Origin of the sequence: Massilia pseudoviolaceinigra (assembly GCF_030846505.1) — a bacterium.
In the GTDB taxonomy this organism is placed as follows: Bacteria; Pseudomonadota; Gammaproteobacteria; order Burkholderiales; family Burkholderiaceae_D; genus Telluria_A; species Telluria_A violaceinigra.
This window is the reverse complement of the sequence record NZ_JAVCWL010000047.1, coordinates 26,328-49,129: the sequence shown is the minus strand read 5'-3', so window position 1 is coordinate 49,129 and position 22,802 is coordinate 26,328. Positions and strand designations below refer to the sequence as shown.

The 22,802-nt window shown below is 66.0% G+C and carries 12 protein-coding genes; all 12 read left to right on the top strand.

What is annotated here, in order from left to right; translation table 11 throughout:
* Nucleotides 1–124: 124 nt before the first annotated feature.
* The 12 genes from RBA40_RS30785 (at nt 125) to RBA40_RS30730 (ending at nt 22,793) form a co-directional block, all read left to right on the top strand.
* Nucleotides 125–1,309: an HDOD domain-containing protein gene (locus RBA40_RS30785; protein ID WP_306652477.1), complete on the top strand. Its 1,185-nt coding sequence runs from the start codon at nt 125–127 to the stop codon at nt 1,307–1,309.
* A 1-nt stretch (nt 1,310) separates the two neighbouring features.
* A complete protein-coding gene (locus tag RBA40_RS30780) occupies nt 1,311–3,332 on the top strand; it encodes a putative bifunctional diguanylate cyclase/phosphodiesterase (protein ID WP_306652475.1) in 2,022 nt (673 codons plus the stop codon).
* Nucleotides 3,333–3,460: 128 nt separating this feature from the next.
* On the top strand, nt 3,461–3,586 hold the full coding sequence (locus RBA40_RS30775) for a hypothetical protein (protein ID WP_306652474.1): 126 nt from the start codon (nt 3,461–3,463) through the stop codon (nt 3,584–3,586).
* 12 nt (nt 3,587–3,598) lie between these two features.
* The gene (locus tag RBA40_RS30770) at nt 3,599–4,357 is read left to right on the top strand and encodes a calcium-binding protein (RefSeq protein WP_306652479.1); all 759 of its coding nucleotides are present in this window, start codon (nt 3,599–3,601) and stop codon (nt 4,355–4,357) included.
* A 63-nt stretch (nt 4,358–4,420) separates the two neighbouring features.
* Nucleotides 4,421–4,627 (top strand): hypothetical protein, encoded by a 207-nt coding sequence (locus RBA40_RS30765; RefSeq protein WP_306652472.1) that lies wholly within the window; start codon nt 4,421–4,423, stop codon nt 4,625–4,627.
* Nucleotides 4,628–4,960: 333 nt separating this feature from the next.
* On the top strand, nt 4,961–6,865 hold the full coding sequence (locus RBA40_RS30760; protein ID WP_306652471.1) for a calcium-binding protein: 1,905 nt from the start codon (nt 4,961–4,963) through the stop codon (nt 6,863–6,865).
* A gap of 98 nt (nt 6,866–6,963) precedes the next feature.
* Nucleotides 6,964–8,007 carry a calcium-binding protein gene (locus RBA40_RS30755; RefSeq protein WP_306652470.1) on the top strand — a complete coding sequence of 348 codons (1,044 nt, stop codon included), beginning with the start codon at nt 6,964–6,966 and terminating at the stop codon, nt 8,005–8,007.
* A 179-nt stretch (nt 8,008–8,186) separates the two neighbouring features.
* Nucleotides 8,187–10,970, top strand: coding sequence for a calcium-binding protein (locus tag RBA40_RS30750; protein ID WP_306652467.1), 2,784 nt, complete (start codon nt 8,187–8,189; stop codon nt 10,968–10,970).
* Nucleotides 10,971–11,117: 147 nt separating this feature from the next.
* On the top strand, nt 11,118–13,958 hold the full coding sequence (locus RBA40_RS30745; protein ID WP_306652466.1) for a calcium-binding protein: 2,841 nt from the start codon (nt 11,118–11,120) through the stop codon (nt 13,956–13,958).
* A gap of 147 nt (nt 13,959–14,105) precedes the next feature.
* A complete protein-coding gene (locus RBA40_RS30740) occupies nt 14,106–16,940 on the top strand; it encodes a calcium-binding protein (RefSeq protein WP_306652464.1) in 2,835 nt (944 codons plus the stop codon).
* 147 nt (nt 16,941–17,087) lie between these two features.
* Complete coding sequence (locus tag RBA40_RS30735; protein ID WP_306652462.1) at nt 17,088–19,889, top strand: calcium-binding protein; 2,802 nt, start codon at nt 17,088–17,090, stop codon at nt 19,887–19,889.
* A gap of 87 nt (nt 19,890–19,976) precedes the next feature.
* Complete coding sequence (locus RBA40_RS30730) at nt 19,977–22,793, top strand: calcium-binding protein (RefSeq protein WP_306652460.1); 2,817 nt, start codon at nt 19,977–19,979, stop codon at nt 22,791–22,793.
* Nucleotides 22,794–22,802 lie beyond the last annotated feature (9 nt).

Sequence of the window (22,802 nt, the reverse complement as noted above, 5' to 3'; positions counted from 1 at the left end):
GCTAGTATCCTTTTGCATTGACGGAAAATAATGATGACGAACTGCTATTGCACGAGCCACGAAGTGGTTGCTTCGGATCATTATCTCAACTAAGATTGTCCAACCCCCTAATTCAAAGACGCCGATGGCTGCCTTCGACACAACACCGTTCCCGTTGGTAGAAATGCAAGCGGCGGCCAATGCGCAAAACGAGTGGCTGGCGCTGACCGTGCGCATCGCGCCGGGCTTCGACCAGGCCGCCGCCCTGCACGCCGTGTTCGGCGAGCCCGACCTCCTCACCGCCATTGCGCCGCTCGACTGCATCCTGCACCTCGCATCGCCCGCTGTACTGACACAGGCGCTGCTGGCGCTGATGCCGCCGCACCGGATGATTTTCGCCATCGATGCCGGCGTGCTCGGCGACGAGGCGCTGGTCAAGCACGTGCTGGCGCTGCACGAAGAAGGCTACCGCGTGCTGCTCGACGGCCAGCCGGCCGAGGGCGTGAAGGTGCCGGCCGCCTTGCGTGCGGTTGCGCTCGACTGCAGCGCGGGCTTGCCGGTGGTACGCGGCGGCAAATACCAGGTCCTGTCCCTGTTCGGCCCGCACCTGGCGCATGGCGTGCACAGCGCGGAGCACTTCGCCCGCTGCACCGAGGCCGGCTTCGAATGGCTCAGCGGCGCGTGGCCGCTGCGTCCCGCGCCCAGCGTCAAGCCGCACGACGGCACCTCGCGCAAGCGCTTGCTGGCTCTGCTGGGCCTGCTGGCGCGCGACGCCGAATCGCGCGAGCTCGAACAACTGCTCAAGCAGGATCCGGCGCTGTCCTATCACTTGCTCAAGCTGGTCAACTCGGCCGCGTTTGCGCTCAGTACCCAGATTACCAGCTTCGGCCAGGCCATCAACCTGCTGGGCCGGCGCCAGTTGCAGCGCTGGCTGCAACTGCTGCTGTACGCGCGCCAGCAGCCCGACGGCATGGCCAATCCGCTGCTGCCGCTGGCTGCCTTGCGCGCGGCCCAGCTCGAATGCCTGTGCAAGCTGCAGGGCGGCGAGCGCGATGCCCAGGACATCGCTTTCATGACCGGCGTGTTTTCGCTGCTCGACGTGCTGTTCGGCATGTCGATGGAAGACATCGTCGGCGCGCTCGGCCTGGCGCCGGCCGCGGCCGAAGCGCTGCTGCTGCGCGAAGGGCGCCTCGGCGAACAACTGAGCATGGTGGAACAGCGCCTGCCGGCACCCGCGCAACTGGCCGCGCTCGGCATCGACAACAAACAATGGTGGCAAAGCCAGTTGCACGCCTTCCACTGGGCGATCCAGGTCGGCAGGAACCTGTAGGATGCATGTCAGCGCCGCGACCGATTTCCTGACCAGTAGTGCCGCCCTGTGTGCCGCCGTGCTCAAGCTGCGCGGCGAGCCGCTTGCGGCCGAGCTCGGGCGCATCGCGCGCGACTTGCTGGCCAGTCCGCACGGCAGCTTTGCCGCGCCGGGGGCGGCGGCCGACGGCGCCGTTCCCCAGCTTGCCTGCGAGGTGACCAGCGGCGCTCACTATTTCGGCCGCTTCGTGGTCAGCGGGCGCGCCGCCTACGACGACACCGACCGCCGCCTGCTGGCTGGCCTGGCCGATCTGGCCGCCAGTTTGTTGCAGGTCAACGAGTTCGCGCTGCGCTCGACCCAGGCTTACCTCGACCTCGAAGCGGAGCTCTCGCACCAGGCGCAGATACTCGACCAGATCCACGAGTCGGTGTTGACGATGGACCAGACCGGCTACATCACCAGCTGGAACAAGGGCGCCGAGCGCCTGTTCGGCTACAGCGCGCAGGAAGCGGTGGGGCGCAACATCCTGTTCCTGTACGCCGAGGAAGACACGGCCTTCCACGATGCCTTCGTGGAACAGGGCGGGCGCATGATGGAAGTGCGGCGCCGCAAGAAGTCGGGCGAGGTGTTCTGGGCCAGCCTGTCGCTCTCTCCGCTGCACGACCGCGAGCAGCGCCCGATCGGCCTGATCGCCTACCTGACCGACATCACCGAACGCAAGCACGCGGAAGAACGCCTGCACCACCTGGCCTACTACGACGCGCTGACCGGCCTGCCGAACCGCAGCCTGATGGCCAAGCTGGTCGACCAGGGCTTGACCTCGGCCCAGCGCAAGAACGCCACCGCCTGCATTCTGTTCATCGACCTGAACCGCTTCAAGATGTTCAACGACACCCTCGGGCGCGCCACCGGCGACGAGCTGCTCAAGCAGGTGGCGCAGCGCTTCCGCCAGGTGCTGCGCGAGCAGGATGTGGTGGCGCGCCTGTCGGGCGATGAATTCGCGGTCGGCCTGTTCGACATCCGCGAGCATTTCGAGGCGACCACGGTGGCGCACAAGCTGCAGGCGGCGCTGGTCGAGCCGATCATCATCGAAGGCCACGACCTGCGCGTGGGCGCCAGCATCGGCATCAGCGTCTACCCGCAGGACGGGGCCGATGCCGAAGCCTTGCTGCGCGTGGCCGACATCGCCATGGCGCGCGCCAAGCTGGGCGGCGATGGCGACAGCGTGACCTTTTACAGCCACGACATGAACCAGGGCATGCAGGAACGCATGCGCCTCGAATCGGGCCTGCGCCAGGCGCTGGCCGATGGCGAACTGCTGCTGCACTACCAGCCCAAGTTCGAGATCAGCACGCGCTCGATGGTCGGCGCCGAAGCGCTGGTGCGCTGGATGCATCCGCAGCGCGGCCTGGTGCCGCCGGCCGAGTTCATTCCGCTGGCCGAAGCGACCGGCCTCATCGTCCAGCTGGGCGAATGGGTGCTGGAGGCTGCCTGCGCCCAGGCGGCGCAATGGCAGGCGGCCGGCCTGCCGCCATTCCGCCTCGCCGTGAACGTGTCGGCGCGCGAATTTTCGCCGGCCTTGCCGGTCCGGGTGAGCGAGACCCTGGCGCGCTACCAGCTCGACCCGTCGTGGCTGGAGCTGGAAATTACCGAGAGCACGCTGATGCACGACATCGAGCGCGTGATCGCCATCATGGACCGCATCACCGCGCTTGGCGTGAGCCTGTCGCTGGACGACTTCGGCACCGGGTATTCGAGCCTGTCGTACCTGAAGCGCTTTCCGATCGACACCCTGAAGATCGACCGCTCGTTTACCACCGGGCTACCGTTCGACAGCAACGACTGCGCCATCGCCAGCACCATCATCAGCATCGGACGCCAGTTGCGCCACAGGGTCATCGCGGAAGGCGTGGAAACCTTGCAGCAGCTGGAATTCCTGCGCGATGCCGGCTGCGACGAGGTGCAGGGCTACCTGTTCTCGCGTCCGCTGCCGGCGGCCGACTTTGAAGAACAGCTGCGCGCCGGCTGGGTCGATCCCAGCTGATCTTTTTCTGAGTTTCTATGTAAATTTCTCGCTGGACGTGGTTATCCCGCGCAGGCATGATATCAATTTGAAAATATTGCCAAGAGTATCTCAATGGCGGTTCATCTTTCTATCACCTAAGGATGACCATGATCATTTCTCCTTCCATGCTGCTGTCCCGCTCCCCGTTCGCCCCGGCCCAGCAATCCGCCGCCCTTGCCGGCGCAATCGACGCCGCCAGCCCGACTGCGGGCCTGACCTTGACCGGCACCTAGGGCGCCGACAATCTGAGCGGCGGCGCGCTGGACGACCGTCTCGCGGGACTGGGCGGCAATGACATGTTGCTCGGTCTGGCCGGCAACGATTACCTCGATGGAGGCACTGGCAGCGACACCTTGTGGGGTGGGACGGGAAACGATCTCCTGTCCGGCGGCGCCGGTGCCGATCAACTCCTTGACGAAGAAGGCAGCGACACGCTCGGCGGCGGCAGCGGAAATGACGGGTTAATCGGACAGAGCGGCGATAATCTGCTCGATGGCGGAGAAGGCGACGATTACCTGATCGATGGTGCGGGCAATGACACCCTCGACGGCGGTGCCGGCGACGACCAGATCGACACTGGCTCGCAACAATCCCCCTCGTTACGCACTGTCCAGATCCTCGGCGGGAGCGGCAACGACATCATCTTCCTTGGCGATAACGTGGCAACGAAACGCGTCGAGATATCGGGGGGCAGCGGTAGCGATATTTTTCGTTTCGATTCGGGGCAGCATGCCGAAACGAATGTCATCAATGATTTCCAGGCCGGCATCGGCGGCGATCGGTTGCACGTCTACGGGGCGCCATCCGGCCCCGGCCACCCGTTTGGCGCCGCTGGTTACCTGCGTCTTCTCCAGAGCGGAAGCCACACTTTGTTGCAGTTCGACGAAGACGGCGCCGCCGGCCAGGTAGCGCAGTTTCATATGCTGGCGATCCTGCATGGCATCGCGGCGACCGTGTCTGACGATCAAGGACTTCAGCCCGGGCCCGGGTGGCGGCCGCATTGACGTCACCTTCATGCGCAACCCGGCTGGGCTTCTGACCCGCTTGCCTCGGGTATGGTGCGCTACGTGCAAAGCGGCACCTCGACCCTGGTGCAGGACGATCTGGATGGGACTGCCGGCCCCGACATCGCCTACATGCTGATGACCCTGCAGAACGTCGTGGCCGCCAACCTGACGGCCGACAATCTCATCTACGCCAAGGTAGCGGCCCACGCTGCCTTGGTGCCGGTGGAACTGGTGGGCGTGCCGCCCGACTACATGCACGCCCCTTAAACAGCCATGCGGGAGCCGGCAGGGCTGGCGCCCCCGCTGCCGCGAAGGGCCCGAACCCCGCAATGGTGTCGCGGTTACAAAAACCTCGCAGCAGCCCGATTCGTGCGCACCGGCTGGCTGCGTTGACTCTGCCGTTTTTAACCACATGTAATATTTTCATATGGACATATTTATGCTGTCCGGGCATGATGACAAGATAATAAACAATATTGGCAAAATAATCTGTTTTTTTGCTCAGCTTCCATCACCTCAAGGATCATCATGACGAATTCCCCTTCCGCGACGCCTGTTCCTATGCATCGCTCCAGCGCCGGCATACGGCAGGATGCCCATGTGAACGCCGCACTTGCAAATCTCGGTGCGGCGGCCGATCCGCACGCCGGACTGGCGCTGAGCGGCACCGAGGGCGACGATACGCTGACCGGCGATGTGCTGAACGACCGCATCGACGGCTTGGGGGGCGCGGACCGGCTGTACGGCGGGGAGGGAAATGATTACCTGGACGGCGGCGACGGCAACGACTCCTTGTACGGCGGCGACGGCAACGATACCTTGTCGGGTAGCGCAGGCAACGATCTACTCATCGGCGGCGAAGGGGACGATCTGCTCGACGGTGGCGATGGAAACGACACGCTTTCCGACAGCTTCGGCAACGATACGCTCAATGGCGGCGCCGGCAACGACGAATTCACGATCGGTTCCTGGAGCTCCCCGACGGGTGGCTTGGTCAGTGTCTCCGGCGGTGGCGGTGACGATAAGATCGTTTTTAATCCGGGCAAGGCGGCTAAAAGTGTGGAAGTGTCGGGCGGTAGCGGCAGCGACATTTTTTACTTTTCGTTTAGCCAGCACGCCGAAAGCGTCGTCATCAACGATTTCCAGACTGGCATCGGTGGTGATCGACTTGAGTTCAGCGCCATCACGGCATCCTCATCGACCAACCCGTTTGGCGCCAGCGGCTACCTGCGGCTGGTCCAGAGTGGAAACGATACTTTGCTGCAGATGGATGACGATGGCGCCAACGGCACGGCCTTCGCCTTCCATACCTTGGCAACCCTGCGCGGCATCGTCGCCACCAGTGTCGATGCTGCCAATTTTGTGGCTGGAATCAAGCCCGACGGGACGGACGGCGGCCGTTTTGTCGTCGGTACCGCAGGCGATGATTACCTCCACGGCGGCCGGCACGGCGATACGGTCATGGGGGGCAGCGGTAACGACTCCATTTCCGGTAAGGAGGGTAACGACGTGTTCCATGGCGAGTTGGGTAACGATTATATCGCGGGCGGCGAGGGCAACGACATGCTCCATGGCGAGCCAGGCAACGATTACATCGAGGGAGGCGGTGGCCACGACCAATTGTACGGCGGCGAGGGCCGGGATTATTTGGCCGGTGGAGCAGGCGACGATCGCATCGAGGGCGGGAGCGGCGACGACAAATTGCTTGATGCGGAGGGCAACGACATCATCAATGGCGGCAGCGGGAACGACACCATCGAGGACTTCGCCGGCGATGACCAGCTGAGCGGCGGCGATGGTAACGACGACATCCGCGGCTTTTTTGGGGCCGACACGCTCATGGGGGGCAATGGCAACGACAAACTGTTCATGATAATGGGCGACTGCGTGCTCGACGGCGGCGCCGGCGACGACACCCTCGATGGCGGACTCAGTAACGGCCTCCTCAATGGTGGCAGCGGCAATGATCACCTGAAAATTGCTGTCGTTGGCAATAGCGGCCTGTTTGGCGGTAGCGGAAATGACGTGCTCGACATGCAGCTTGCAGACGGCCGTGTGGTGGCGTCGGGCGGGGCGGGCGACGACACCTTCAATCTCAGGAATCCTGGCCGAAACGCCAGCGTGACCGCCACCGGCGGCGACGGTGTCGATACCTACGCAGTGACCGGTCCTGGCCAGGGCGGCAACATCACGGTCAAGGACTTCAACGCAGGCGCCGGTGGCGACCGCGTCGATGTCACCTTGATGCCCAACTCAGGCGGACCTGGCAGCCCGCTCGCCACAGGCGTGCTGCGCTACCTGCAAAGCGGCACCTCCACCCTGGTGCAGTTCGACTCCGATGGCAATACCGGTCCCGACGCCGCCTACACGCTGATGACCCTGCAGAACGTGGTTGCCGCCAACCTGACGGCGGACAATCTCATCTACGCCACGGCACCGGCCATTGCTGCCATGGCGCCAGTGGAACTGGTGGGCGTGGCGCCCGACTACGTGCACGCCGGCTAAGCACACCTGTCAGGGATCGGCCGGCCTGATAGTAATCTGTAAACATTGCCAGGAATGCCTCGCTGGCTGTTCACCTTTCTATTACTCCAAGGATGACCATGACGATTTCCTCTACCGCGGCATTGGCCCGCTCCACGTTCGCACTGGCGCACCGCTCTGCCGCCGGTATCGGCCAGGACGCCGGCGCAACCGCCGCGCTGGCCGGCCCGCCCGACACCGCCACGCCGACTTCCGGCCTGACCCTCACCGGCAGCGCCGGCATGGACACCCTGGCCGGCGGCGCGCTCGACGACCGCATCTATGGGCTGGGCGACACCGACCATTTGTTCGGTGAGGCTAGCAACGATTACCTCGACGGCGGCGCCGGCTCCGATGTCCTGTCGGGCGGCGATGGCGACGATATGCTGGTCGGTGGCGAAGGCAACGACATCCTTACCGGTGGCTACGGATCCGACACGCTCTCTGGCGGCAATGGCAACGACCAGCTGACGGTGCGTGATGGCGACACCGTCCTCGACGGCGGTGCGGGTGACGACACCCTGGACGGTGGATATTCCGAGGCCCAAATGAATGGCGGCAATGGCAATGACTATCTGAAAATCGTTGCTGCTGGCTACAGTGGCCTGTTCGGCGGCAACGGACGCGATGTGCTCGACATGTACATGTGGGGAGGGCGCGTGGTGGCATCGGGCGGGGCCGACGACGATACGATCATCCTGCGCCGCGATATGGGTGCAAGCACCGTCGTCAACGCCAGCGGTGGAACGGGCGTCGATACCTACGAGATGCAAGGCGCTGGCCGTACCGGCAGCGTGATCGTGAAGGATTTCAGCGCCGGCGCAGGCGGCGACCGCATCGATGTGAAAGCCCTGTTCACCGCGTCCATGCCGGGCGCCGACCCGCTGGCGGCGGGCATCGTCCGCTTCCTGCAAAGCGGCACGTCGACCTTGGTGGAGTTCGACCGCGATGGCACGGCCGGTGCCGACACGGCTTATACGCTGCTGACCCTGCAAAACGTCGCGGCGAGCACGCTGACTGCCGACAATCTCATCTACGCCAAAGCACCGGCCGCCCCCGCCATGGCACCGGTGCAACTGGTGGGCCTGGCGCCGCACGCCGTGGGCGATATCCACGCCGGCTAGGCACCCGCATGCCAAACCACGGCCACTCCCCTGGGGCGGCTCGGGGTTGCCGGATCAGTTGTTACATTTTATTTAAGTTGTTCATATCGACAAGATGACCCCGCGCGGGCATGATACGGAGCTAACGATTGGCGTCGATCCGACGCCAATCGTTAGCTCCATCAAGCCCAAGGAATGTCATGACCCGCTCTGTTCCCGTACCGCCGTCCACCTCCCTTGATGCCAAGCGCTTCGCGTTTGAATCGATCCCGTCCAGCGCCACCGTGCCGGTCGTCATCATCGGCACCGAGGAGGACGACGTCCTGTACGGCAGCGCGGCCGACGAACGGATCGAGGGCCTGGGCGGCAACGACGACCTGCGCGGCGAGGCCGGCAACGATACCTTGCTCGGCGGCGCCGGCGACGATGTCCTGGTCGGCGGCGCCGGCGCCGATTCCCTCGATGGCGGCGACGGCGACGACTATCTCGCCGCCCGCGCGGGCGACAACATCGTCCTCGGCGGCAAAGGCGCCGATGACATCCGCGTTGTAACCGGCGGCAACAACACAGTCGACGCCGGCGACGGCAACGACCGCATCACCATCGACTTCGACCTGATGTACAAGCCGAACACGTCCATGATCCACGGCGGCGCCGGCGATGACGTTTTCAACATCCACCTGTACAACAGCCCGCCGTCCAAAGTCGTGGTGCATGGCGATGGCGGCAGCGATCTGTTCGTCCTGTCATCGGGCGGCGCCGACCTGACGATCGCCGGCTTCGATCTCGGCGCCGGCGCCGACCGCCTCAACGTGGACGCCCTGGTACCATACAACGTCAGCGCCAATCCCTTCGGCAAGGCGGGCTATCTGCGCTTCGTTCAGCAAGGCGCCGACACGTTGCTCCAGCGCGACTACGACGGCGCCGCCGGCGCCCAGTTCGACTTCACGACAACAATGGTATTGGCCGGGGTGAATGCGGCCAGCCTGACCAGCGCCCACATCGACGGCGGCATCGATCCGACCGGCGTGGCCGAAGGGCTGGTCCTGACCGGCACGCAGGGCGACGAGGTTCTCAATGGCAGCACGCGCGACGACCAGTTGAACGGACTGGGGGGACGCGACACCCTGCGCGGCGCCGACGGCGACGACTATCTCGATGGCGGCAACGAAACCGGCGCCGGCGACTCGCTCGACGGCGGCAACGGCCGCGATACCCTGCTTGGCGGCGATGGCCACGACACCCTCCACGGCCGCTTGGACGCGGACCTGCTCGACGGCGGCAGCGGCAACGACACGCTTGATGGCGGAGAGAGCCGCGATGTCCTGGCGGGCGGCGCCGGCAACGACGAGCTCAACGGCGGGGCAGGCAGCGATACCCTCGATGGCGGCGACGGCGACGACCAGCTGCTCGACTTCCTCTACTACTACGAGGCCCACCTCGACGGCGGCGACAATATCCTGCGCGGCGGCACCGGCAACGACGTGCTGAGCTCGGCGCAGCAGGGCGCCGACCTGCTCGAAGGCGGCAGCGGCGACGATACCCTGTACGGCGGCAGCGGCAAGGATACGCTCGACGGCGGCAGCGGCAAGGACCAGATCGAGGTGTCGACCCTGGGCGCGAGCGCCGATACCACCGTGCTCGGCGGGGAAGGCGACGACACCATCATTTTCCTTCCGGGCAAGGGCGAGGAGAAAAGCCAGGTCACCGGCGGCGGCGGGCGCGACACCATTGCGTTCGTCAACGGCTGGCACGAGGAGCAAGTGATCGTGACCGACTTCCAGGCCGGCGCCGGTGGCGACCTGCTCGATCTGCGCGTTTACCTGGAACAGTCCGGCAATCCCTTCGGCAGCAACGGCTATCTGCGCCTGGTGCAGAGCGGCGCCGACACCTTGTACCAGTTCGATGCGGACGGCGCCGCCGGCACAGGCGCCGGTTTCCAGACGCTGGCCACGCTCGAGGGCGTGCAGCCAGGCCAGATCACTGCCCAGAATATCACCTACGGTTTCAATCCGGACGGTTCGCCCGGCACGGTGGTGCTCACGGGTACCAGCGGTAACGACAAACTGGCCGGCAGCCCGGTCGACGATCTCATCATCGGCGGCGCCGGCCACGACACCCTGGACGGCAACAGCGGCGCCGATGTCATGCGCGGCGACGACGGCAACGATTCGATGAATGGCGGCGGCGGCAACGACGAGCTGTTCGGTGGCGCCGGCAACGACTACCTCACCGACTACCATGGCGACGACCAGGTCTACGGCGGCGATGGCGATGACGTGCTCTATGTCGGCTTCGGCCGCGACCTTCTTTCCGGAGGCAATGGCAACGACAAGCTCACGGCCCATGGCGGCGACCACGTGGCCGATGGCGGCGCCGGCAACGACACCTTGGAGGGGCGGTATGGCAACATGCAGCTGAGCGGCGGCAGCGGCGACGACGCGCTGTCGATCGACGGCATCGGCAATCATGGCCTGTTCGGCGGCAGCGGGCGCGACGTGCTGCGCATCGTCTCGGAGCTGGCCGCCACGCCCGGCCGCGTCGTGGCCAACGGCGGCACCGGCGACGACACCATCATGCTGGTACGCGATACCGGCAACACCGAGATCACCGCCACCGGCGGCGAGGGCGTCGATACCTATGAACTGAGCGGCCAAGGCCGCCTGGGCACGCTGACGGTCACGGACTTCGTGGTAGGGCCTGGCGGCGACCGCTTCGATGTCAGCGACCTGTTCAGCGCATCGATGCGGGCCGGGGACCCGTACGCCGCCGGCGTGCTGCTCTTGGTCAAGAGCGGCAGCTCGACCGTGATCGCGCTCGACCGTGACGGCAAGGCGGGCGCCGATACGGGCTACGTGCTGGCAACCGTGGAGAACGCCACGCCGGCCAGCCTGAAAGCCCATATTGTCTACATCGAGCCGCCGGCCATCCAGGCGGTGGTCGAACTGGTGGGCCTGGCGCCGCTCGATATGCCCCTCGTCTAGACATCGGCGCGTGGCGCGCACGGAAAATGTTACATTTCATGTAAGGTGTGCATATCGACAAGATTGGCGCACCTTGGCATGATGAGAAGTTGAACACTGCCGTCCGACGGCCGCCAGTGCCTTCTTCCATCACGCCCAAGGAATGTCATGACCCGTACCGTGTCCGCACCGTTGTTCCCATCGCCTGAGGCCCGGCGCTTCGCTTCCGAAGCCATCCCGTCCACCGGCAGCGCCGCCGCCGAACCCGTCAAGATCACCGGCACCGAGGGCGACGACACCCTCGACGGCAGCGCCGCCGACGAACTGATCGATGGCCTCGGCGGCAACGACTATATCCGCAGCGACTACGGCAGCGACACCATGTTTGGCGGCGCCGGCAACGATACCTTGCTTGGCGGCACCGGGAGCAATGTCCTCGAGGGCGGCGATGGCGACGACGTGCTCGCTCCGTACAGTGGCAACAGCACCGTACTCGGCGGCCAGGGCGCGGACCGCATCCGCGTTCAAACCGCCGGCAGCAGCAACAGCGTCGACGGCGGCGAGGGCAACGACACGATCCGCGTCTCGTTCACCTGGGGCGAGACGCCCAACATGACCGTGCTCCATGGCGGCGCGGGCGACGATCTGATCGAACTGTACATGTCGCCCGCTCCCGCGGCGACGGTGCTCGCCTACGGCGACGGCGGCAGCGATCTGTTCGCCCTGTCGGGCAGCGGGAATGTGACGATCGCCGACTTTGTCAGCGGCACCGGTGGCGACCGCCTCAACGTGGACTCCATGATGCCCACCCCGTCGGGCTTCAATCCTTTCGGCAAGGCCGGAATGCTGCGCTTCATCCAGCAAGGCGCCGACACGCTGCTCCAGCAGGACGATGATGGCGCGGCCGGCACCGCGTATGGCTTCGAGACGGCGCTGGTGCTGGCCGGGGTGAACGCGGCCAGCCTGACGAGCGCCAATATCGATGGCGACATTGATCCGACCGGCGTGATCGAAGGGCCGGTCCTGACGGGCACGGCCGGCAACGACACCCTCGATGGCGGCAAGCGCAATGACAGCATGTACGGGCTGGGCGGACGCGATGTGCTGCGCGGCGCCGACGGCGACGACCTGATCGATGGCGGCGATGAGAGCGGCGCCGGCGACTGGCTCGACGGCGGCTACGGCAACGACACCTTGCTCGGTGGCGAGGGCGACGACTTCCTGTCCGGCATGATCGGCAGCGACCTGCTGGACGGCGGCAACGGCAACGACTCCCTGAAAGGCGGCGACCACAGCGACACGCTGTCCGGCGGCGCCGGTAACGACGACCTCAACGGCGAGGGAGGCAACGATACCATCGATGGCGGCGACGGCGACGACGTCCTGACCGACTACGCCGGGGATAACAGCGCTTTTTACAGCGGCGACAATATTCTGCGCGGCGGCGCCGGCAACGACCAATTGAGCGCCATGTACTGGGGCAGCGACCTGCTCGAGGGCGGCATTGGCGACGACGCCCTGTCCGGCGGCAGCGGCGCCGATACGCTCGACGGCGGCAGCGGCAACGATGTCTTCGAGCTGCTGGTCCAGCACGGCGACGCCGACGCCAGCTTGCTGGGCGGCGATGGCGACGACACCTTCAAGTTCTTTCAGGGCGGGTGGCGGGACAAGTACCAGCTGAGCGGCGGCAGCGGGCGCGATACCATCTCCTTCCTCAGCGGCTGGCATCAGGAACTGGTGACCGTGACCGACTTCCAGGCCGGCGCCGGCGGCGACGTGCTGGAGATCGACTACATCCAGCTGGAAGCGGGCAACCCGTTCGGCAGCGCCGGCTACATGCGCCTGGTGCAGAGCGGTCTTGATACCTTGTTCCAGTTCGACCGGGATGGCGCCGCCGGCACAGCCTACGCCTTGCGGACCACGGCCATCCTCAAGGGCGTGCAGGCGAGCCAGCTGACCGTGGCCAATTTTACCCATGGCATCAATCCGGACGGCTCGCCGGGATCGCTGACCGGCACCAGCGCTGACGACAAGCTGTGGGGCGGTGCGAACGCCGACACCATCACCGGCGCCGCCGGCCAGGACACGCTGCACGGCAACGGCGGCGACGACTTGCTGCAGGGCGACGATGGCAACGATGACCTGTACGGCGGAGCGGGCGCCGACCGCGTCGAGGGCGGCGCCGGTGACGACTGGGCGGACGGCGATATCGGCGACGACGTGCTGCTGGGCGGCGCGGGCAACGACCGCCTGACCGACAGCAGCGGGAACGACCAGCTTCATGGCGGCGACGGCGACGATGTGCTGAGGGCCGGCTACGGCAAGGACCTGCTGTCCGGTGGCAACGGCAACGACACGATCAACATGAATGGCGGCGACAATGTGGCCGACGGCGGCGCCGGCAACGATACCGTGCATGGCGCCAATGGCGACATGCAGATCAATGGCGGGAGCGGCGACGACATGCTGCGGGTCCAGGGCACCGGCAACAGCGGCCTGTTCGGCGGCAGCGGGCGCGACGTGCTGCACATCGATTCGGAACTGTCCGCCACGCCGTGGCGCGTGGTGGCCGGCGGCGGGCTTGGCGACGACATCATCAAGCTCGTGCGCAATACCGGCAATACCGCCATTACCGCCACCGGCGGCGAGGGGGTCGATACCTATGAACTCAGTGGCGCCGGCCGCCTGGGTACGCTGACGATCAAGGACTTCGTGGTGGGGCCTGGCGGCGACCGCTTCGATGTCAGCGACCTGTTCAGCGCCGCGATGCGGGCCAGCGATCCGTACGCCGCCGGCGTGCTGCTCTTGGTCAAGAACGGCACCTCGACCGTGATCGCGCTCGACCGTGACGGCAAGGCGGGCGCCGATACGGGCTACGTGCTGGCGACCGTGGAGAACGTCACGCCGGCCAGCCTGAAAGCCCATATTGTCTACACCGAGCCGCCGGCCATTGCCGGGGCGGCGGTCGAACTGGTGGGCCTGGCGCCGCTCGAGACGCACCTCGGCTAGACAGCGGCGCGTGGCGCGCGCAGAAATTGTTACATTTCATCCAAGGTGTGCATATCGACAAGATTGCCGCACCTTGGCATGATGAGAAGTTGAACACTGCCGTCCGCCGGCCGCCAGTGCCTACTTCCATCACGCCCAAGGAATGTCATGACCCGTACCGTGCCCGCACCCTCGTTTCCATCGCCTCAAGCCAGGCGCTTCGCCGCCGACGCCATCCCGACCGCCGCCGTGCCGGTCAAGATCACCGGCACCGAGGGCAACGACACCCTGAACGGCACCGCCGCCGACGAACTGATCGATGGCCTCGGCGGCAACGACTATATACGCAGCGACTACGGCAGCGACACCATGCTCGGCGGCGCCGGCAACGATACCCTGCTTGGCGGCTCCGGCATCAATGTCCTCGATGGCGGCGACGGCGACGACGTGCTCAGTCCGTACAGCGGCGACAGTACCGTTCTCGGCGGCAACGGCAACGACGACATCGGGGTTCAAACCGCCGCCAGCAACAACAGCGTTGACGGCGGCGAGGGCAACGACAGGATCACCGTCTCGTTCACCTGGAGCGAAACGCCCAGCAAGACCGTGCTCCACGGTGGCGAGGGCGACGACGTGATCGAACTGCACATGTACTCCGCTCCGGCGGCGACGGTGCTCGCCTACGGCGACGGCGGCAGCGATCTGTTCGTCCTCTCGGGCAGAGCGAACGTGACCCTCGCCGGCTTCGTCGCAGGCGACGGTGGCGACCGCCTCGACGTGGACTACCTGACGCCCGGCGTGCCAGGCTACAACCCCTTCGGCAAGGCCGGCGTGCTGCGTTTCCTCCAGCAAGGCGCCGACACGCTGCTGCAGCAAGACTACGATGGCGCGGCCGGCACCCAATATGGCTTCGAGACGGTCCTGACCTTGAGCGGGGTGAATGCGGCCAGCCTGACGAACGCCAATATCGAAGGCGACATCGACCCGACCGGCGTCATCGAAGGCCCGGTCCTGACGGGCACGGCGGGCAACGATACCCTCAATGGCGGCGAGCGCAACGATCATTTGTACGGGCTGAGCGGCAGCGACGTCTTGCGCGGTTTCGACGGCAACGACTATCTCGATGGCGGCGACGAATACGGCGTGGGCGACTGGCTCGACGCCGGCGATGGCAGCGACACCGTGCTCGGCGGCGATGGCAACGATTCCCTGTTCGGCATCGCGGGCAACGACCTGCTCGACGGCGGCAACGGCAACGATTCCCTCAACGGCGGCGAGCACAGCGACACGCTGTCCGGCGGCGCCGGCAACGACGACCTCAACGGCGCGCAGGGCGACGATATCCTCGACGGCGGCGACGGCGACGACCTGGTGACCGACTGGGCCTACGTCTTCGACGGCGGCTACTACTACAGCGGCAACAATATCCTGCGCGGCGGGGCCGGCAACGACACACTGAGCGCCATGCGCGACGGCAGCGACCTGATCGAGGGGGGCAGCGGCAACGACAGCCTGACCGGCGGCAGCGGCAAGGATACGCTCGACGGCGGCAGCGGCAACGATGTCATCGCGCTGCTGGTCCAGGAAGGTGTTGGCGCGGCCATCGTGCTGGGCGGCGACGGCGACGATACCGTCGACGTCCATGCGGGCTGGTCCCAGGAAAAGTACCAGGTGACCGGCGGCAGCGGCCGCGACACCATCTCCTTCCGCGGCGGCTGGCATGAAGAACAGATCACCGTCACCGACTTCCAGGCCGGCGCCGGCGGCGACGTGCTCATGATGGACTACACCCAGCAGGAAGCCGGCAACCCGTTCGGCAGCGCCGGCTACATGCGCCTGGTGCAGAGCGGTCTCGATACCCTGTTCCAGTTCGACCGGGACGGCGCCGCCGGTACAGCGTACGGCTTTCGGACCATGGCCACCCTGAAGGGCGTGCAGGCGGGCCAGCTCAACACGGATAATTTTACCCATGGCATCAATCCGGACGGCTCGCCGAGCGGGCTGACCGGCACCAGCGGCGACGACAGGCTGTTCGGCGGCGCGAATGCCGACACCATCATCGGCGCGGCCGGCCATGACACCCTGCAAGGCAACGGCGGCGACGATCTGCTGCGGGGCGACGACGGCAACGATTACCTGGACGGCGGCGCTGGCGTGGACCGCGTCGATGGCGGCGCCGGCGACGACACGATCAGCGGCGGCGACAACGATGACGTACTGCTTGGCGGCGCCGGCAACGACCGCCTGAGCGACGCCGGCGGGGACAATCAGTTGTATGGCGGCGACGGCGACGATGTGTTTTACGCCGCTTACGGCAAGGCCATCCTTGCCGGCGGCAACGGCCACGACGATGTCACGATGTATGGCGGCGACCATGTGGCCGACGGCGGCGCCGGCAACGATACCGTGTATGCCGGCAATGGCGACATGCAGATCAACGGCGGGGCCGGCGACGACAAGCTGTCGGTCTACGGCACCGGCAACAGCGGCGTGTTCGGCGGCAGCGGGCGCGACGAGCTGAGCATCGCCTCCGAACTGTCGGCCACGCCGGCGCGCGTGGTCGCCGGCGGCGGGCTGGGCGACGACACCATCAAGGTGGTGCGCTACACCGGCAATACCGAGATCACCGCCACCGGCGGCGAGGGCGTCGATACCTATGAACTGAGCGGCGAAGGACGCCTGGGGAGCCTGACGATCAAGGATTTCATGGTCGGCGCGGGCGGCGACCGCTTCGATGTCAGCGACCTGTTCAGCGCATCGATGCGGGCCGGCGACCCGTACGAGGCCGGCGTGCTGCTGCTGGTCAAGCGCGGCGCCTCGACCCTGATCGTGCTCGACCGTGACGGCAAAGCGGGCGCCGATACGGCCTACGTGCTGGCGACCGTGGAGAACGCCACGCCGGCCAGCCTGAAAGCCCATATTGTCTATACCGAGCCGGCGGCCAGCCCCGCGGCGGCGCTCGAACTGGTGGGCCTGGCTCCGGCCGACATGCAGCTCGGCTAAACATCGGCGCGTGGCGCGCGCGCAATCTGTTACATTTTGTCTAAGGTGGATTTATGGACAAGATTGCCGCGCGGCGCCATGATAGCAAACTGAAAACTGCCGTCCGAGGGACGACAGTGTCCTCCATCATCCACCTTAAGGAATGTCATGACCCGCTTTTTTCCCGTAGCGCCATCCTCATCGCTTGACGCCAGGCGCGTCGCGCCGGCATCGATCCCGGCCGCCACCGATGTGCCGGTCCACATCGTCGGCACCGAGGGCGACGACGAACTGTCCGGCACCGAGGAGGTTGACCTGATCGAGGGCTTGGGCGGCGATGACGCCATCAGTGCAAGCGGCAGCAACGACACCGTGCTCGGCGGCGCTGGCAACGATTGGCTGTGGGGGGGCACGGGCAATAATCTCCTCGATGCCGGCGATGGCGACGACTGGATCTCTGCGTATAAGGGCGGCAATACCGTCATCCTCGGCCGAGGCAACGATGGCATGCGCCTGTTTGAAACCAGCGGCAACAACACCCTTGATGGCGGCGAGGGCGATGACAAGATCTACATCAGTTTATCCCGGGCAGACACGGCGGTCACCACCGTGGCCCATGGCGGCACCGGCAATGACATTCTCGAAGTCTCGGGGCCCGGCTCAACTGGCCTGGCCAACATCGTCTTTTACGGCGACGCCGGCAGCGATGTGTTCTCCGTGGCCGATCGGGGTAGCCCGAACCTGACGGTCGCCGACTTCGATATCGGTGCCGGGGGCGACCGCCTCAACGTGGACTACATGATCACCGGCTACCCGACGCAATCGGCCAATCCCTTCGGCAAGGTGGGCATCCTGCGCTTTGTCCAGCAAGGCGCCGACGCACTGCTCCAGCGCGACGCCGACGGCGCGGCCGGCATGGCACATGGCTTCGTGACGGCGATGGTGCTCGCCGGCGTGAATGTGGCCAGCCTGACCAGGGCTCACATCGACGGCAACTTCGATCCGAACGGCGTGAGCGAGCTGACCGGCACGGTGGGCAACGACACCCTCGAGGGCAGCAGTACCGACGATCAGATTTACAGCCTCGGCGGACGCGATGTCGTGCACGGCGGCAGGGGGCGCGACTACATCGAGGGTGGCGATGAAATCGGTGCCGGCGACTGGATCGACGGCGGCTTGGACGGTGACACCCTGAAGGGCGGCGGCGGCGACGACACGCTGTACGGCATGCGCGAGAAGGACTTGCTGGAAGGCGGCAGCGGCAACGATTCGCTCGTCGGCGGGGAAGGCGACGATACGCTCGACGGCGGCGACGGCGACGACAACGTGAGCGACGGCTACAGCAGCGACATCGACTACGACAGCGGCACAAATATCGCGCGCGGCGGCGCCGGCAACGACGTGCTCGATATCCATGGCAAGTATGGCGACCTGCTCGATGGCGGCAGCGGCGACGACAGCCTGTACGGCGGCACCGGCGCCGATACGCTCGACGGCGGCAGCGGCAACGACGTGTTCTACCTGAACGATTATGACGAGAGGATCTCCGACAAGATCGTGCTGGGCGGTGACGGCGACGACACCATCGGGTTCGAAGGAGGCTATTCCCACGAAACGTTCCGGGTCACAGGCGGCAGCGGGCGCGACACCATCACGTTCATCGAGGCCGGCCGGACCTACGAGCACGTGGTCGTGACCGATTTCCAGACCGGCCCCGGCGGCGACGTGCTCGATGCGCGTTTCGATCAGAAAGAGACCGGCAATCCGTACGGCAGCGCCGGCTACCTGCGCCTGGTGCAGAGCGGCGCCGATACCCTGTACCAGTTCGATGAGGACGGCGCCGCCGGCACCGAATACAGCTTCCGTACGCTGGCCACCCTCGAGGGCGTGCAGGCAAGCCAGATCGGCGCGCAGAATATCGCCTTCGGCTTCAACCCGGACGGTTCGCCCACCACGGTGGTGCTGACGGGCACCAGCGGGAACGACAAGCTGGTCGGCAGCCAGATCGACGACATCATCATCGGCGGCGCCGGCCACGATACCCTGGAAGGCAACGGCGGTAACGATGTCATGCGGGGTGATGACGGCAACGATGCCATGAAAGGCGGCGACGGTACCGACCGCCTCGAAGGTGGCGCCGGGAACGATACCATCGCCGGGGGTAGCGACGGCGACGAGCTGTTTGGTGGCGCCGGCAACGACCATCTGAGCGACGGTGGCTCGGACGACGATCAGGTCTACGGCGGAGACGGCGACGACGTGCTGGAAGGCCGCTACGGCGGCGGCAGCTATTCGGGCGGCAACGGCAACGACACGCTCACGATGACTTACGGGGCCCAGGTGGCCGACGGCGGCGCCGGCAACGACACCTTGACCGCCAGTGATGGTAATAATATTCAGCTCAACGGCGGCAGCGGCGACGACGTGCTGAACTACTACGGCCCTGGCAACAGCGGCCTGTTCGGCGGCAGCGGGCGCGACGTGCTGAACATTGTCTCGGACGTGTACGTCACGTCCAGCAGTGTGGTGGCCGGCGGCGGGGCTGGCGACGATACCATCAAGCTGGTGCGCAACGCCGCCCACATCCAGGTCAACGCCACCGGCGGCGAGGGCGTCGATACCTATGAAGTGAGCGGCGCAGGACGCCTGGGCACGCTGACGATCAAGGATTTCATGGTCGGCGCGGGCGGCGACCGCTTCGATGTCAGCGACCTGTTCACCGCCGCGATGCGGGCCACCGACCCGTACGCCGCCGGCGTGCTGCTGCTGGTCAAGAACGGCAGCTCGACCGTGATCGCGCTCGACCGTGATGGCAAGGCGGGCGCCGACACGGGCTACGTGCTGGCGACCCTGGAGAACGTCACGCCGGCGAGCGTGAAAGCCAATGTTGTCTACACCGAGACGCCGGCCACTGGCGCGGCGGCGGTCGAACTGGTGGGCCTGGCACCGGTCGACATGCAGCTCGGCTAAACATCGGCGCGTGGCGCCACGATATCAAACTGGACACTGCCGTTCGACGGACGGCAGTGTCCTCCATCATCTACCTCAAGGAATATCATGACCCGCTTTTTTCCCGTAGCGCCATCCTCATCGCTGGACGCCAGGCGCGTTTCGCCTGCATCGATCCCGTCCGCCACCGATGCGCCGGTGCACATCGTCGGCACCGAGGGCGACGACCAACTGTACGGCACCGAGGAGGTTGACCTGATCGAGGGCTTGGGCGGCGATGACGCCATCGAGGCGAGCGGCAGCAACGACACCGTGCTCGGCGGCGCTGGCAACGATTGGCTGTGGGGGGGCACGGGCAACAATCTCCTCGATGGCGGCGATGGCGACGACAGGGTTTCTGCGTACAAGGGCGGCAATACCGTCCTCCTCGGCCAAGGCAACGATGAGGTGCGCCTGTTTGAAACCAGCGGCAACAACACCATTGATGGCGGCGAGGGCTATGACAAGATCTACGTCGTTTTATCCACGGCGGCAACGGCGGTCACGACCGTGGCCCATGGCGGCGCGGCCGATGACCGTCTCGACGTCTCAGGGGCCGACCGAAATGCCCTGGCCAACGTCGTCCTGTACGGCGACGCCGGCAGCGATGTGTTCGCCCTGGAAGGGAAGGGCAGCCCGCGTCTGAGCATCGCCGACTTCGATACCGGTGCCGGGGGCGACCGCGTCAACGTGGACTACATGATCCCCTCTTCCGTGCCGCAAGGCGTCAATCCCTTCGGCAAGGTGGGCATCCTGCGCTTGGTGCAGCAAGGCGCGGACACGCTGCTCCAGCGCGACGCCGACGGCGCGGCCGGCACCGCCTATGGCTTCGAGACGGCGCTGGTGCTCGCTGGCGTGAATGCGGCCAGCCTGACCAGGGCCCACATCGACGGCAACATCGATCCGCACGGCCTGAGCGTCGTGACCGGCACGGAGGGCAACGACACCCTCGAGGGCAGCAGTACCGACGATCAGATTTACGGCCTCGGCGGACGCGACGTCGTGCACGGCGGCTACGGTAACGACTACATCGAGGGCGGCGACGAAACCGGTGCCGGCGACTGGATCGCCGGCGGCTTGGGCAAGGACACCCTGAAGGGCGGCGCTGGCGACGACAATCTGTACGGCGAGCGCGAAGCCGACTTGCTGGACGGCGGCAACGGCAACGATACACTCGTCGGCGGGGAAGGCAACGATACGATTGACGGCGGCGACGGCGACGACGACCTGAACGACGGCTCCGGCGGCGGCGACCTCGACTACGACGCCGGCAGAAATACCGTGTACGGCGGCGCCGGCAACGACTTGCTGAGGATCGATGGCAGGTACGGCGACCTGCTCGATGGCGGCAGCGGCGACGACACCCTGGTCGGCGGCAACGGCAGCGATACGCTCGACGGCGGCAGCGGCAACGACTGGTTCGACATGAGCACCTATAACACCTACGACTTCGTCTCCGACACGATCGTGCTGGGCGGTGACGGCGACGACACCATCGCGGTCGCAGGGGGCATGTCCGCGGAAAATTTCCTGGTCACCGGCGGCAGCGGGCGCGACACCATCGTCTTCACCGACGCCGCGGATAGTTACGAGAAGGTCATCGTGACCGATTTCCAGGCCGGCCCCGGCGGCGATCTGCTCGACGCGCGCTTTGAGCAGAAAGAGAACAGCAATCCGTTCGGCAGTGCCGGCTACCTGCGCCTGGTGCAGAGCGGCGCCGATACCCTGTACCAGTTCGATGGGGACGGCGGCGCCGGCACCGAATACAGCTTCCGTACGCTGGCCACCCTCAAGGACGTGCAGGCGAGCCAGATCGGCGCGCAAAATATCATCTTCGGCTTCAATCCGGACGGTTCGCCCACCACGATGGTACAGACGGGCACCAGCGGCAACGACAAGCTGGCCGGCAGCCAGATCGACGACACCATCATCGGCGGCGCCGGCCAGGATACCCTGGAAGGCAACGGCGGTAACGATGTCATGCGGGGTGATGACGGCAACGATGCCATGAACGGCGGCGAAGGCACCGACCGCCTCGACGGCGGCACCGGGCACGATACCATCGTCGGTGGTAACGGCAGCGACGAGCTGTTCGGTGGCGCCGGCAACGACCATCTGAGCGACGGTGGCTTGCAGGTAGATCAGAATCAGGTCTACGGCGGCGACGGCGACGACGTGCTGGAAGGGCGCTTCGGCGGCGGCAGCTATTCGGGCGGCAACGGCAACGACACGCTCACGATGACTTACGGCATCCAGGTGGCCGACGGCGGCGCCGGCAACGACACCTTGGTTGCCACGGATGGCTATAATATTCAGCTCAACGGCGGCAGCGGCGACGACCTGCTGACGTACTATGGCCCTGGCAACAGCGGCCTGTTCGGCGGCAGCGGGCGCGACGTGCTGAACATTGTCTCGGACGTGTACGTCACGTCCAGCAGTGTGGTGGCCGGCGGCGGGGCTGGCGACGACACCATCAAGCTGGTGCGCAACGCCGCCCACATCCAGGTCAACGCCACCGGCGGCGAGGGCGTCGATACCTATGAATTGAGCGGCGCAGGACGCCTGGGCACCTTGACGATCAAGGATTTCATGGTCGGCGCGGGCGGCGACCGCTTCGATGTCAGCGATCTGTTCACTGCCGCGATGCGGGCCACCGACCCGTACGAGGCTGGCGTGCTGCTCCTGGTCAAGAACGGCAGCTCGACCGTGATCACGCTCGACCGTGACGGCAAGGCGGGCCCCGAGACGGGCTACGTGCTGGCGACCCTGGAGAACACCACGCCAGCGAGCGTGAAAGCCCATATTGTCTACACCGAGACGCCGGCCACTTCCGCAGCGGCGATTGAGCTGGTCGGTCTGGCATCGGTCGACATGCAGCTCGGCTAAACATCGGCG

What these genes read in the sequence shown, in the direction of transcription:
- RBA40_RS30785 (WP_306652477.1), top strand. Translation starts at nt 125, where the DNA reads ATGGCTGCCTTCGACACAACACCGTTCCCGTTGGTAGAAATGCAAGCG.
- RBA40_RS30780 (WP_306652475.1), top strand. Translation starts at nt 1,311, where the DNA reads ATGCATGTCAGCGCCGCGACCGATTTCCTGACCAGTAGTGCCGCCCTG.
- RBA40_RS30775 (WP_306652474.1), top strand. Translation starts at nt 3,461, where the DNA reads ATGATCATTTCTCCTTCCATGCTGCTGTCCCGCTCCCCGTTCGCCCCG.
- RBA40_RS30755 (WP_306652470.1), top strand. Translation starts at nt 6,964, where the DNA reads ATGACGATTTCCTCTACCGCGGCATTGGCCCGCTCCACGTTCGCACTG.
- RBA40_RS30750 (WP_306652467.1), top strand. Translation starts at nt 8,187, where the DNA reads ATGACCCGCTCTGTTCCCGTACCGCCGTCCACCTCCCTTGATGCCAAG.
- RBA40_RS30745 (WP_306652466.1), top strand. Translation starts at nt 11,118, where the DNA reads ATGACCCGTACCGTGTCCGCACCGTTGTTCCCATCGCCTGAGGCCCGG.
- RBA40_RS30740 (WP_306652464.1), top strand. Translation starts at nt 14,106, where the DNA reads ATGACCCGTACCGTGCCCGCACCCTCGTTTCCATCGCCTCAAGCCAGG.
- RBA40_RS30735 (WP_306652462.1), top strand. Translation starts at nt 17,088, where the DNA reads ATGACCCGCTTTTTTCCCGTAGCGCCATCCTCATCGCTTGACGCCAGG.
- RBA40_RS30730 (WP_306652460.1), top strand. Translation starts at nt 19,977, where the DNA reads ATGACCCGCTTTTTTCCCGTAGCGCCATCCTCATCGCTGGACGCCAGG.